Annotated in this window: 11 protein-coding genes; 9 read left to right on the forward strand and 2 right to left on the reverse strand. The window is 70.1% G+C overall.

The window, feature by feature from the left end:
- Nucleotides 1–83 precede the first annotated feature (83 nt).
- Nucleotides 84–533 carry an SCP2 sterol-binding domain-containing protein gene (locus ACH442_RS24865; RefSeq protein WP_396340483.1) on the reverse strand — a complete coding sequence of 150 codons (450 nt, stop codon included), beginning with the start codon at nucleotides 531–533 and terminating at the stop codon, nucleotides 84–86.
- Between the two features lie 130 nt (nucleotides 534–663).
- Between ACH442_RS24865 and ACH442_RS24870 the strand changes: the two genes are divergently transcribed.
- The 6 genes from ACH442_RS24870 to purL all read left to right on the forward strand — a co-directional run bounded on the left by ACH442_RS24870 (nucleotide 664) and on the right by purL (nucleotide 7,327).
- Nucleotides 664–1,197, forward strand: a complete 534-nt coding sequence (locus ACH442_RS24870; RefSeq protein WP_396340484.1) for an ArsR/SmtB family transcription factor — start codon at nucleotides 664–666, stop codon at nucleotides 1,195–1,197.
- The gene (locus ACH442_RS24875; protein WP_396340485.1) at nucleotides 1,194–2,417 is read left to right on the forward strand and encodes an MFS transporter; all 1,224 of its coding nucleotides are present in this window, start codon (nucleotides 1,194–1,196) and stop codon (nucleotides 2,415–2,417) included. The genes ACH442_RS24870 and ACH442_RS24875 overlap by 4 nt, the downstream gene beginning before the upstream one ends.
- Nucleotides 2,414–3,835 carry an adenylosuccinate lyase gene (purB, locus tag ACH442_RS24880; RefSeq protein WP_396340487.1) on the forward strand — a complete coding sequence of 474 codons (1,422 nt, stop codon included), beginning with the start codon at nucleotides 2,414–2,416 and terminating at the stop codon, nucleotides 3,833–3,835. The genes ACH442_RS24875 and purB overlap by 4 nt, the downstream gene beginning before the upstream one ends.
- Nucleotides 3,836–3,918: 83 nt before the next feature.
- Entirely contained in the window at nucleotides 3,919–4,170 is a 252-nt protein-coding gene (gene purS, locus ACH442_RS24885) for a phosphoribosylformylglycinamidine synthase subunit PurS (protein ID WP_203749896.1), read from the forward strand.
- On the forward strand, nucleotides 4,167–4,871 hold the full coding sequence (gene purQ, locus ACH442_RS24890; protein ID WP_396340533.1) for a phosphoribosylformylglycinamidine synthase subunit PurQ: 705 nt from the start codon (nucleotides 4,167–4,169) through the stop codon (nucleotides 4,869–4,871). Before purS ends, purQ begins: the two co-directional genes overlap by 4 nt.
- On the forward strand, nucleotides 4,868–7,327 hold the full coding sequence (gene purL / locus ACH442_RS24895) for a phosphoribosylformylglycinamidine synthase subunit PurL (RefSeq protein ID WP_396340489.1): 2,460 nt from the start codon (nucleotides 4,868–4,870) through the stop codon (nucleotides 7,325–7,327). Before purQ ends, purL begins: the two co-directional genes overlap by 4 nt.
- A gap of 92 nt (nucleotides 7,328–7,419) precedes the next feature.
- Here the strand turns inward: purL and ACH442_RS24900 are convergent, their stop codons facing one another.
- A complete protein-coding gene (locus tag ACH442_RS24900; RefSeq protein WP_396340490.1) occupies nucleotides 7,420–9,264 on the reverse strand; it encodes a carboxypeptidase-like regulatory domain-containing protein in 1,845 nt (614 codons plus the stop codon).
- Nucleotides 9,265–9,417: 153 nt separating this feature from the next.
- Between ACH442_RS24900 and ACH442_RS24905 the strand changes: the two genes are divergently transcribed.
- The 3 genes from ACH442_RS24905 to purM all read left to right on the forward strand — a co-directional run bounded on the left by ACH442_RS24905 (nucleotide 9,418) and on the right by purM (nucleotide 12,679).
- Complete coding sequence (locus ACH442_RS24905; protein WP_396340491.1) at nucleotides 9,418–9,780, forward strand: sterol carrier family protein; 363 nt, start codon at nucleotides 9,418–9,420, stop codon at nucleotides 9,778–9,780.
- A 121-nt stretch (nucleotides 9,781–9,901) separates the two neighbouring features.
- Complete coding sequence (purF, locus tag ACH442_RS24910) at nucleotides 9,902–11,494, forward strand: amidophosphoribosyltransferase (protein ID WP_396340492.1); 1,593 nt, start codon at nucleotides 9,902–9,904, stop codon at nucleotides 11,492–11,494.
- Between the two features lie 36 nt (nucleotides 11,495–11,530).
- On the forward strand, nucleotides 11,531–12,679 hold the full coding sequence (gene purM / locus ACH442_RS24915; RefSeq protein WP_396340493.1) for a phosphoribosylformylglycinamidine cyclo-ligase: 1,149 nt from the start codon (nucleotides 11,531–11,533) through the stop codon (nucleotides 12,677–12,679).
- The last annotated feature ends 157 nt before the right edge of the window (nucleotides 12,680–12,836 follow it).

Below are 12,836 nucleotides of genomic sequence, written 5' to 3' on the forward strand. Positions count from 1 at the left end.
CCCCCCCCCCCCCCCCCCCCCCCCCCCCCCCCCCCGGGAGAGCGGTGAGCCGCGCTGCCCTCAGGGCCGGCCGCGGAGCGTGATCAGGCCTTGGGGATGTCGAAGAGCTTGGCGATGCTCGCGGCCAGGGCCAGGTCACCCTTCGCCTTGATCTTGCCGGTCATGAACAGCATCATCGGGTTCCCGTCGCCCGCGACGACCTTGAGGAACGTGACCGCGTCCATGGTCATCGCCAGCTTCGGCTCGCGGACCGGCGTGGTGGTGACGGTGCACTGACCGTTCTCGATCACGGTCTCGTACGTGTTGGAGGCGCCGTTCGGCCCCGTGATGATCCAGTGGATGACGGCCTGGGCGTCACCGGCCTTCTCGGCGCGGAACAGCGACGGCATCCGGTTGAAGACCTCGTCGAGGATCTTCGTCCGCGAGTCCGACGCCATGACCTCAGCGAGTTTGGAGTCCGGAGTGGACTTGACGAGCTGAGCGAACTCCTTCGGGCCGATCGAGGAGAGCGACTCGGGGCTGAATTCAGTCATCAGTGGACCTTTCGGAATGCGTCGAACCTACTCGCCAGTAACCTTAGCGAGAATGCCGCCTTTTCGTGCAGTCTGCCACTCTCCAACAACTGTTGGACAGTTGACCCCGGGCGGCCCTAAGCTCCCCAACATGTCTTTGGGGGAGGACCGCGGCCAGGGTGATCAGGCGTCGCTGCGGGCCCTTGCCCATCCCGTCCGCCTGCGGATGTTGTCCCTGCTCACCGGCGCTGAGATGACCGCCGCGGAGCTGGCCCGGCAGCTCGGCATCACCCACGCCAACGCCAGTTACCATCTGCGGAACCTGCTCGCCGCGGGCCTGATCGGCACGGCCGGCAAGGAGAAAATCCGCGGTGGTCTGGCCAAGAAGTACCGCTACGACTCGTCGAACCGTTCCGTGCCGTTCACCCGGGAGCAGGCCGAGCTCTTCTACCCGGCCGCCGCGAGCGAGCTGCGGCGCCGGGCCGGGCAGCGCCGCCCCGGCGGCATCGGCGTGATGGGCGACGCCGAGGTCTGGATCGATCCGGCCGTCTGGTCCGACGTGCGGGAGCGAATCGCCGCCGCGCTGCACGACCTGCACGACGCCGCGCGCCCACCGGACACCCCGGGGACCGTTCGGACCAGCACCACGGTCGCGCTGTTCGAGATGGAGCGTGGCGGGCGGTGACCCGGCCGTTCCGGCTGCTGCTCGCCGGTCGGGCGGTCAACGCGTTCGGCAACGCGTTCGCGCCGATCGCACTCGCCTTCGCGGTCCTCGACCTCACCGGCAAGGCCGGCGACCTGGGCCTGGTGGTCGGCATCCGGACCGTGTGCAACGTCCTGTTGCTGCTGTTCGGCGGAGTGCTCGCCGACCGCCTCCCGAAAAACCTGCTGATGGTCGGGTCGAACCTGGTCGCCGCGCTGACCCAGGCCGCCGTCGCGTCCCTGGTGCTCACCCACAGCGCGACGATCCCGCTGCTGATCGGCCTGTCCGCGGTCAACGGCGCGACGACGGCGATGGCGATGCCGGCCGGCGCCGCGCTGTTGCCGCTCACCGTCGAGGAGGGGTGGCGCCGGCAGGCCAACGCGCTCAGCCGGCTGGCCCTGAACGGCGCGATGATCATCGGCGCGCCGCTGGCCGGCGTCGTGGTCGCGGCGGTCGGCCCGGGCTGGGGCGTCGCCGTGGACGCCGCGACCTTCGTGATCGCGGCCCTCTGCTTCGTCCTGATCCGGTTGCCCGCGACCGGGCCGCCACCGGCTCGGGAGAGTGTCCTCGTCGAGTTGCGTACCGGCTGGACCGAGTTCCGCTCGCACACCTGGCTCTGGGTCGTGGTCGCCGCCGCGTGCGTGACCAACCTGGCCTGGGCCGGTGGATCGCACGTGCTCGGCCCGGCCGTGGCCGACATCACGATCGGCCGCCGCGCCTGGGGTCTGGTCCTGGCCGCCCAGGCGGCCGGCATGATCGCCGGCGGGCTCGTGGCGATGCGCCTGCGGTTGCGCCGGGCCCTGTTCTACGGCGTGCTCAGCCTCTCGTGCATGGCCGGGCCGCTGATCGTTCTCGGTCTCTACCCGCACCTCGTCCCGCTGCTCGCGGCCGGATTCCTGGCCGGGATCGCGCTGGAGATCTTCAGCGTGAACTGGGAGACGACGATGCAGGAGCACATCCTCGCGGACCGGCTGGCCCGCGTGTACTCGTACGACATGGTCGGTTCGTTCCTGGCCGTCCCGATCGGCGAGATCGCGGTCGGTCCGATCGCTGACAGCGCCGGACTCCGGCCGACCCTGCTGGTCGCGGCCGCTGTGCTGCTGGCCGCGGTGCTCGCGATGCTGAGCAGCCCGGACGTCCGCACCCTGCGTCACCGGCTGCCGAGGGCGGAGCCGGGACACATGGAAGAATCAGTGTCGTGACCATCCCGAACGTGCTTGCCACCCGTTACGCCTCCGCTGAACTCGTCACTCTCTGGTCGCCGGAGGAAAAGATCCGGATGGAGCGCCGGCTGTGGCTGGCGGTCCTGAAGGCGCAGCGTGACCTCGGCGTCTCGGTCCCCGAGGGCGCCGTCGAGGCCTATGAGGCGGTGCTCGACCAGGTCGACCTGGCCTCCATCGCGGCCCGTGAGCGGGTCACCCGGCACGACGTGAAGGCGCGCATCGAGGAGTTCTCCGAGCTCGCCGGCTTCGAGCAGATCCACAAGGGAATGACTTCCCGTGACCTCACCGAGAACGTCGAGCAGCTGCAGGTCCGGGCGTCGCTGGAGCTGATCCGGTCGCGCGTGGTGGCCACCCTGGCCCGGCTCGCCGCACTCGCGGTCGAGCACGCCGACCTGGTGATGACCGGCCGCTCGCACAACGTCGCGGCACAGGCGACCACGCTCGGGAAGCGGTTCGCCTCGGCCACCGAGGAACTGCTGATCGCGTACGAGCGTCTGGACGACCTGATCGGCCGGTACCCGTTGCGTGGCATCAAAGGCCCGGTCGGCACCGCCGCGGACCAGCTCGACCTGCTCGACGGCGACTCCGAGAAGCTCGCCCAGCTGGAGGCCAAGGTCGCCGAGCACCTCGGCTTCCACCGGGTGCTGAACAGCGTCGGCCAGGTCTACCCGCGTTCGATCGACTTCGACGTGGTCTCCGCCCTGGCCCAGATCGTCGCCGGCCCGTCCTCGCTGGCCACCACGATCCGCCTGATGGTCGGCCAGGAGCTGGTCACCGAGGGTTTCAAGCCGGGCCAGGTGGGCTCGTCGGCGATGCCGCACAAGATGAACACGCGCTCGTCCGAGCGGGTCAACGGCCTGGCCGTGATCGTCCGGGGCTACCTGTCGATGGTCGGCGAGCTGGCCGGCGATCAGTGGAACGAGGGCGACGTCTCCTGCTCGGTGGTGCGCCGGGTCGCCCTGCCGGACGCGTTCTTCGCGACCGACGGCCTGTTCCAGACGTTCCTCACGGTGCTCGACGAGTTCGGGGCGTACCCGGCCGTCATCGCCCGTGAGCTGGACCGCTTCCTGCCGTTCCTGACCACCACCAAGCTGCTGGTGGCGGCGGTCCGCAAGGGCGTCGGCCGCGAGGTCGCGCACGAGGTGATCAAGCAGCACGCGGTCGCCGTGGCGCTGGCCATGCGGGAGAAGGGCATGGCGGTCAACGACCTGTTCGACCGGCTCGCCGACGACGGGCGGCTGCAGCTGACCCGGGCTGAGATCGACACGCTCGTCGCCGACCGGGCCGCGTTCGTCGGCGCCGCGCCGGCTCAGGTGCGCGCGGTTGCGGAGCGTGTCGCCGAGATCGTCGAGCGTCACCCTTCGGCGGCCGGTTACACCCCCGCGCCCATCCTCTGAACTGCCTGAACGCCCGCCCGGGTCGGCCTGCGGGTTGACCAGGTAGGCTCCTTCGTGCTTACACCTATCAGTCAGGAGTGCCCGTGGCTCGCGTCGTGGTCGACGTCATGCTCAAGCCGGAGATCCTGGATCCGCAGGGTCAGGCAGTGGCGAATGCGCTGCCCCGGCTCGGCGTCAACGATGTCTCCTCTGTTCGCATCGGTCGTCGGATCGAGATCGAATTCGACGGCGAACCCGATCTGGATCGGGCTCGTGAGATCGCCGACAAGCTGCTCGCCAACCCGGTGATCGAGGACTACACCGTCCGGGTCGCGGACGCGGCGGAGGTCGCCTGACCATGCGGATCGGTGTGGTCACCTTCCCCGGATCATTGGACGACGGGGACGCCGCCCGCGCCGCCCGGCTTGCCGGCGCCGAGGCGGTTCGTCTCTGGCACGGCGACCCGGATCTGCACGGGGTCGACGCCGTGGTTCTTCCCGGCGGTTTCTCGTACGGCGACTATCTGCGCTGCGGTGCCATCGCGCGATTCGCTCCGGTCATGGAGTCGATCATCGACGCGTCCCGTGGCGGCCTGCCCGTGCTGGGCATCTGCAACGGTTTCCAGGTTCTCTGCGAGGCGCATCTGCTGCCCGGCGCGCTGACCCGGAACCAGCACCTGCACTTCCGTAACCGGGACCAGTGGCTCAAGGTCGAGGCGACCAACACCGCCTGGACCAACGGCTTCACCCCCGGTCAGGAAATCCTGATCCCGGTGAAGAACGGCGAGGGTTGCTTCGTCGCCGACCCGGCCACCCTCGACCGGCTGGAGGGCGAGGGCCGGGTGATCGCGCGTTACATCAACGGGAACCCGAACGGTTCGCAGCGCGACATCGCCGGCATCACCAACGAGGCCGGCAACGTCGTCGGCATCATGCCGCACCCGGAACACGCCGTGGAGGCGCTGACCGGCCCGTCGCTGGACGGGCTCGGCTTCTTCACGTCCGTCCTGCGCGCCCTGGCGTCCGCGGGCGGCCCGCAGGCAGGGGGACAGCAGTGACGCAGCCGCAGACCGGACCGGTTCTGTCGGAGACCGCTTTCGCGGCGACCGATGTTCTGGCCGACGACTACGCCGACGGTCCGGACACGGTCGAGAAGGCCGAGAAGACCGCGGACGAGCTCCAGCCCTACGCGGACCTGGGCCTCAAGGACGACGAGTACGCGAAGATCAAGGACATCCTCGGCCGCCGGCCGACCGCGTCCGAGCTCGCGATGTACTCGATCATGTGGAGTGAGCACTGCTCGTACAAGTCGAGCAAGGTGCACCTGCGCGAGTTCGTCGCCAAGGTCCCGAAGAACACCCGCATGCTCGCCGGCATCGGTGAGAACGCGGGCGTCGTGCAGGTCTCCGACGACCTGGCCGTGACGTTCAAGGTCGAGTCGCACAACCACCCCAGCTACGTCGAGCCCTACCAGGGCGCGGCGACCGGTGTCGGCGGCATCGTGCGCGACATCCTGGCGATGGGCGCGCGCCCGATCGCGGTGATGGACCCGCTGCGCTTCGGTGCTCACGACCACCCGGACACCGCCCGCGTGCTGCCCGGCGTGATCGCCGGTATCGGTGGCTACGGGAACTGCCTGGGCCTGCCGAACATCGGTGGCGAAATCGTCTTCGACCCGACGTACCAGGGCAACCCGCTGGTCAACGCGCTGTCGATCGGTGTCCTGCCGGTCGAGCGGCTGCAGAAGAAGGAAGCCACCGGCAGCGGCAACATCGTGGTGCTGCTCGGCGCGCGGACCGGTCGTGACGGCATCGGCGGCGTCTCCGTGCTCGCGTCGGCCACCTTCGACGAGGAGGCCGAGCAGCGCCGCCCGTCGGTGCAGGTCGGCGACCCGTTCATGGAGAAGCTGCTGATCGAGAGCTGCCTCGAGCTCTACGACGCCGGCCTGGTCACCGGCATCCAGGACCTCGGCGGTGCCGGCCTCACCTGCGCGCTCACCGAGACCGCCGCGGCGGCCGGCACCGGCATGCGGGTCTGGCTGGAGCGGGTTCCGCTGCGCGAGGCCTCGATGTCGCCGACCGAGATCCTGGCCAGCGAGTCGCAGGAGCGCATGCTCCTGATCGTCACCCCGGAGAACCTCGACGCGGTCCTCAAGGTCGCCGAGAAGTGGGGCGTCTGGGCCACCGCGATCGGTGAGGTCACCCCGCGCGCCGCGGACGGCACCCCGGGCCGCCTGCTGATCACGTGGAACGACCACGTCGTGGTGGACGTGCCTCCGGGCTCGCTCGCCGACGACGGCCCGGTCTACGAGCGGCCGCTGCGCGAGCCGTCCGACCTGATCCTGCTGCAGGCCGACCGGGCCGAGACGCTGCCGCGTCCGTCGACCGGCGACGAGCTGCGGGAGACGGTGCTGCGGATGGCCGCTTCGCCGAACCTGTGCGACAAGACCTGGGTGACCGAGCAGTACGACCGCTACGTACTCGGCAACACCGTGCTGGCCCAGCCGGAGGACTCCGGCGTGCTGCGGCTCGACGAGCAGACGAATCTCGGCGTGGCGCTGTCGGTGGACGGCAACGGCCGGTTCGCGCGGCTCGACCCGTACGAGGGGGCCAAGCTCGCGCTGGCCGAGGCGTACCGGAACGTCGCCGTGACCGGTGCCCAGCCGATCGCCGTGACCGACTGCCTGAACTTCGGCTCGCCCGAGGACCCGGCCGTCATGTGGCAGTTCGCCCAGGCCGTGCGCGGTCTGGCCGACGGCTGCCAGCAGCTGGGCACTCCGGTGACCGGCGGCAACGTCAGCTTCTACAACCAGACCGGCGCCGCGGCGATCCACCCGACCCCGGTCGTCGGCGTGATGGGCCTGTTCGACGACGTCACCCGGCGCATCCCGATGGGCTTCAAGGCCGCCGGTGAGGCGCTCTACCTGCTCGGCGAGACCCGGGAAGAGCTGTCCGGCTCCGAGTGGGCCTGGGTGACCCACGGTCACCTCGGTGGCCGTCCGCCCCAGGTCGACCTGGCCGCCGAGCAGACCCTCGGCCGGCTGATGGAGCGGGTCTCGAAGGCCGGCCTGGTCAGCGCCGCGCACGACCTCTCCGACGGTGGCCTGGCGCAGGTCCTGGTGGAGAGCACGCTGCGCTACGGCACGGGTGCGTCGGTGACCGTCGAGTCCGCCTTCGTGCAGCTGTTCAGCGAGTCCGCCGGGCGCGTCGTGGTGGCCGTGCCGCAGGGTCACGAGCAGGCGTTCGTGGCGCTGGCGGCCGAGCTGGGCGTCCCGAGCACCCGCATCGGTGTCACCACCGAGGCGGCGACGCTCGAGGTGACCGGTCAGTTCTCGATCCCGCTGGACGAGCTGCGGACCGCCTGGTCGAGCACCTTGCCGAAGCTGTTCGGCGGGCCGTCCTTCGCCGGGCTGCCCACCGAGGAGCCGGTCGCCGTGGCGGCGGAGCCCGAGGTGACCGAGATCCGGTCGGTGACGCTGGAGCTGATCGAGCCGAAGGCTCAGGACCAGTCGTAGAAATATGAAACCGGCCCGGGGATCTCCTCCCCGGGCCGGTTCACGGAAAAGGGCCCTGCGCGATGCGCGGGGCCCTTTCTCGTCAGTTCAGATCACTCTTCCCACTCGCGATTGCGCCGCGTCGGGTCCGGCTGCTGGCCGTAGGCGCCGCCGCGCTGGTCGTAGCCGCCCTGCTGGTTGCCGTAGCCACCCTGCTGCTGCTCGTACCCACCGGGGCCGCCCTGCGGCTGCTGGCCGCCCTGCGGCTGCTGGCCGCCGTAGGCCACGCCGTGCTGGTCGTAACCCTGGCTGCCGTAGCCACCCTGGTCGTAACCGCCCTGCTGCTGGCCGCCGTAGGCCACGCCGTGCTGGTCGTAACCGGTCTGGTTGTAACCGGCCTGCTGCTGGCCGCCATACGCCACGCCGTGCTGGTCGTAGCCACCCGGCTGCTGGCCGTAGCCCTGCTGGTCATACCCGCCCTGGGCGCCGTAGCCAGCCTGGTCGTAACCGCCCTGCGCGCCGTAGCCGGCCTGGTCGTCATACCCACCGTTGTCCGGCTGGTACATGCTGGTGTGCTCGTCGTAGCGCTGCTGACCCTGGCCTTGCGGCTGGCCCTGGTCGTAGCCGCCCTGCGCGCCGTAACCGCTGTCCGGTGCGCCGTAGACGCTGGTGGCGCCGCCGCCCTGGTTGTCCCACTGGCCGTTGTTCGCGCCGACGAAGCCGCCCTGCGGGGGCATCGGAGCGCCGTAGGGGTCGGGGAACTCGTCCTCGACCGGCGGGCGGTGGATCATCGTGGGCGCGTCGCTCAGACCACCGGCCATGCCGCCGCCCATGCCACCCATCCCGGCGCCCGCGACCATCGTCGCGTCGTTGCGGCCGGCACCGACCGGCGCGGCCACCCGGGTCGGGTCGGCACCACCGAACGGGCGGGGACCGACGGGGCTGCCGGTCGGGCTGCCACCGCCGAAGCCGGGGTCGCCGGTGGCGTCGTCGTCGTCCTTCGCGGCGTTCTTCCGGCGCATCCAGACCAGGACCATCGCGCCGACACCACCGGCGACCAGCAGGCCGCCCATCACGATCAGCAGCCAGGAGCTGCCGCCGTCCTCGGAGGTGTTGGTCGTCGTGGCCGCCTGCGTGTTCGCCGGGTCGGTCGTCGCGTCGTCGGTGGCGCCGTCAGTGGCGTCGTCGGTCGCGTCGGAGCTGGTCGCGACACTGGAGGCCGGGGTCGGCGAGGTCGACGTGCTCGCCGTCGCCAGAGCCTTCAGCACCAGCGACACACTGACGCTCTTGCCGGCCGAGCCGTTGGTGGACGCCGCGGCGGCCTTGTAGCCCTCCAGCGTCGCCCCGACGTTGATCTTGCCGGTGGCGATCGGCGCCGAGTCGGACGAGGTGAAGGCGAAGCTGCCGTCACCGCCGGACGTCGTGCTGTACGAGTGGCCCTGGCTGTCCTTGATGCCGACCAGCGCGCCGGAAACGGCTTTGCCCTCGCCGTCCTTGACCTTGCCGGAGACCTGCCGCACGACCTGCGGGGCGGCTGCTCCGTTGACCGTGATGGTCCGGGAGTCGGCCGTGTTCCCGTTGATCGTCAGCGTGACCGTGGCCTGCGCCTTCTGGCCGGTGCCGACCGCCGGCATCCGGACCTGGGCGGAGAAGTCGCCGCCGTCCTCGGTGCCGGGCTGGATCGTGTTGGTGCCGCACTGCACGCAGACCGCGCCACCGCCGGCAGTGACCTTGACCGTGATCGGCTGGCCCGGCGGGGTGTCCGTGGCACTGGTGGGGTTACTAGCCGTGTATGAAACGGTTACAGTAGCCCCAGGGTCGGCCTGTCCTGGTGCGTCCTTGAACTTGGCGGATGGGTCGGCCGCCAGGGCAACCGTCTGAACGCCGGCCACCAGGCCGACGACCAGCGCCAGGAACGCACCGGCCTGGGCAGCCCGGCCACGTAGGTGCGTTGTCACATCCACCGCCTTCCGTGTCGCGTGGTCTGTGGTTACTTCACCGGCAGATCTCTCGCGACTTGTACGCCGTCGGCAACTATGCCTTGTCGCATGCCTTTTGCGCGACCCAGGGCGGTGTGCCGTTGTCGGTAAACCGCGGCGTATCGTCCCGACATGTCGTCTGCGCACAATAAATCCGAGTCGGTGGCCGCGGCGCTGGACGCGCTGGACCGAGGGGACGAACCTGAGCGGACGGTCCTGCGAGACGCGGTCCGAGCACTGCTGACCGAGTTGTCCCGCCGGGCGCCTGGCCGTTCGGTGGAGGTGCGAATTCCACCTTTCGGTGCGATTCAGTGCGTGCCCGGTCCTCGGCACACCCGCGGCACACCGCCCAATGTGGTCGAAACGGATCCGATGACGTGGCTGCTCGTGGCCACCGCCCGGCTCGACTGGGCGGAAGCGGTCCGCGACGGACGCCTCCGGGCCAGCGGGATCCGGACCGATCTCAGTGAGTACCTGCCGCTGACCCCGGAATGAGCCCGGGCCGGGTACCTCCGGGCTCGCGTACACTGGGCGATCGGAGCGAGCGGAGTTCGGGCAGACCACTGGTGGTCACGCTTCGAGCAGTTCGTGCGAACCGACATGAGGGAGCGAGCAGGTGCCCCGAGGCGACGGCCGATTGACCGACGATCTCGACCCCCAGGACCGCGGCCCCCAGGATGCCTGTGGCGTCTTCGGCGTCTGGGCCCCCGAGGAAGAGGTCGCCAAACTCACGTACTTCGGGCTCTACGCACTGCAGCACCGGGGCCAGGAAGCCGCCGGCATCGCGGTGAGCGACGGGTCCGGTGTCGTGGTCTACAAGGACGTTGGCCTGGTCTCCCAGGTCTTCGACGAGCCCACCCTGGCGAGCCTGCGCGGTCACCTGGCCATCGGCCACGCGCGCTACTCGACCACCGGCGGGTCGAACTGGGAGAATGCGCAGCCCACGATCCGCGCCACCACGGCCGGCACGACCATCGCGCTGGCTCACAACGGCAACCTGGTCAACACCGCCGAGCTGGCCAAGGAGGTCGCTGACCGCGGCCTCGAGGTGGGTGACGCCACGTCGGACACGATGCTGGTCACCACCCTGCTGGCCGGGCGCCCCGACCTCTCCGTCGAGGCCGCCGCCATGGAGGTGCTGCCCACCCTGCGCGGCGCGTTCAGCTTCGTCTTCATGGACGAGCACACGCTCTACGCCGCGCGGGACGCGCAGGGTGTGCGCCCGCTCGTCCTCGGGCGGATGGAGAACGGCTGGGTGGTCGCGAGCGAGACCGCCGCGCTGGACATCACCGGTGCCAGCTTCGTCCGTGAGGTCGAGCCCGGCGAGATCATCGCGATCGACGAGCACGGTTTGCGCTCCACGCGGTTCGCCGCCCCGGAGCCCAAGGGCTGCCTCTTCGAGTATGTGTATCTTGCCCGCCCGGACACCACGATCGCCGGCCGCAACATCTACGCCGCCCGGGTCGAGGTCGGCCGCAAGCTGGCCAAGGAGCACCCGGTCGAGGCGGACCTGGTGATCGGTGTCCCCGAGTCCGGCATCCCGGCCGCCATCGGGTACGCGGAGGCCTCCGGCATTCCGTACAGCGCCGGCTTCATGAAGAACGCGTATGTCGGGCGCACCTTCATCCAGCCCTCGCAGACCATCCGTCAGCTCGGCATCCGGCTGAAGCTGAACCCGCTGCGCGAGGTGGTCCGGGGCAAGCGGATCGTCGTGATCGACGACTCGATCGTCCGGGGCAACACCCAGCGCGCCCAGATCCGGATGCTGCGTGAGGCCGGCGCCCTGGAGGTCCACGTCCGGATCTCCTCGCCGCCGGTGAAGTGGCCGTGCTTCTACGGCATCGACTTCGCCACCCGGGCCGAGCTGATCGCGAACGGTCTGGAGATCGACGGCATCCGTCGCTCGATCGGCGCCGACAGCCTGGGTTACGTCTCGTTGGACAACCTGGTCCAGGCCACCGAGCAGCCGAAGACCCGGCTCTGCATGGCCTGCTTCGACGGGGAGTACCCGATTGAGCTCCCGGCCGCCGATCTGATCGGCAAGCACGTGCTGGAGGGTGTCGGCCGCCGTGCCGCCGAGCAGGTGACCGACGCCGCCGTCAGCAGTCTCGAGGCCGATTACGAGGCCCGCGAGCACGGCGATGACCACGCGGCACCGGCGCCGCTCGTGGCCAGCCCGGGCGGCGCCTCGGCGCTGCACCACCCGTGACCTTTCTAGTTCGCAGAAACCGCTAAGGGGAGAACCGTGACGCACGTGTCCGAGCGCAGTGCCGGATCGAACGGCGCTGAGGGCGGCGACCGACAGCCGTGGACGGCGGGCGCCGGCCGCGGGCCGCGCAAGCGCTCCGCGACGTATGCGGCGGCGGGTGTCTCGATCGACGCCGGCGACCGGGCCGTCGAGCTGCTCAAGTCGAAGGTGAAGAAGACCACCCGCCCCGAGGTCATGGGTGACCTGGGCGGCTTCTCCGGCCTGTTCCGGCTCAACACCGCGAAGTACAAGAGCCCGATCCTGGCCTCGTCGACCGACGGTGTGGGTACGAAGCTGGTCATCGCCCAGCAGCTCGACATCCACGACACGATCGGCATCGACCTGGTCGCCATGGTCGTCGACGACCTGGTCGCCTGCGGCGCCGAGCCTCTGTTCCTGCTGGACTACATCGCCTGTGGCGAGGTGGTGCCGGACAAGATCGCCGAGATCGGTGCCGGTATCGCCGACGGCTGCCGGTATGCGGGCTGTGCTCTGCTCGGCGGCGAGACCGCCGAGCACCCGGGCGTGCTGCGCCCGGATGAGTACGACGTGTCCGCCACCGGCGTCGGTGTGGTCGAGGAGAGCGAGATCCTCGGCAAGGAGCGGGTCGAGCTGGGCGACGCGGTCATCGCGATGCGTTCGTCCGGTCTGCACTCGAATGGTTACTCCCTGGTCCGGCACGTCCTGCTGGGCGCCGGCCGGATGCGCCTGGACACCGTGGTCGACGACTTCGGCACCTCGCGCACGCTGGGCGAGGAGCTGCTGACCCCGACCAAGATCTACGCCAAGGACTGCCTGGGCCTGATCGAGGAGACCGACGTCCGGGCGTTCTCGCACGTCACCGGTGGCGGCATCCCCGGCAACCTGAACCGGGTGCTGCCCCCGACGATGGACGCGGTGGTGGACCGGTCCACTTGGCGCCCGCAGCCGATCTTCGACCTGATCCAGGCCAAGGGCCGGATCGAGGACTCGGAGATGGAGTCGACCTTCAACATGGGCGTCGGCATGTTCGCGGTCGTCTCGTCGGACGACGCCGACCGCGCGATGGCTTACCTCGCCGGCCGCGGTGTCGAGGCCTGGCAGGTCGGTGAGGTCCTCGAGGGCTCCGGCCAGGTGCAGATGATGGGTTCGTACACCCGGGGCTGACCCTGCGTGACGACGGCTGTGATCTTGACGTGAGCGAGCTTGCGAGTGAACCGCCGGGCTCAGTTCAACCTCATACCGACGCCGGATCGAAGCGGAGCCGGCGGTATGAGAACGGCCGTCCGGCTGAGGTGAGCCTGGTTCATCATGGACCGAACAT

The organism is Actinoplanes sp. NPDC020271, assembly GCF_044388125.1.
In the GTDB taxonomy this organism is placed as follows: domain Bacteria; phylum Actinomycetota; class Actinomycetes; order Mycobacteriales; family Micromonosporaceae; genus Actinoplanes.

Coding starts and splice junctions, on each gene's coding strand:
- ACH442_RS24865 (WP_396340483.1), bottom strand. CDS start 533: ATGACTGAATTCAGCCCCGAGTCGCTCTCCTCGATCGGCCCGAAGGAG.
- ACH442_RS24870 (WP_396340484.1), top strand. CDS start 664: ATGTCTTTGGGGGAGGACCGCGGCCAGGGTGATCAGGCGTCGCTGCGG.
- ACH442_RS24905 (WP_396340491.1), top strand. CDS start 9,418: ATGTCGTCTGCGCACAATAAATCCGAGTCGGTGGCCGCGGCGCTGGAC.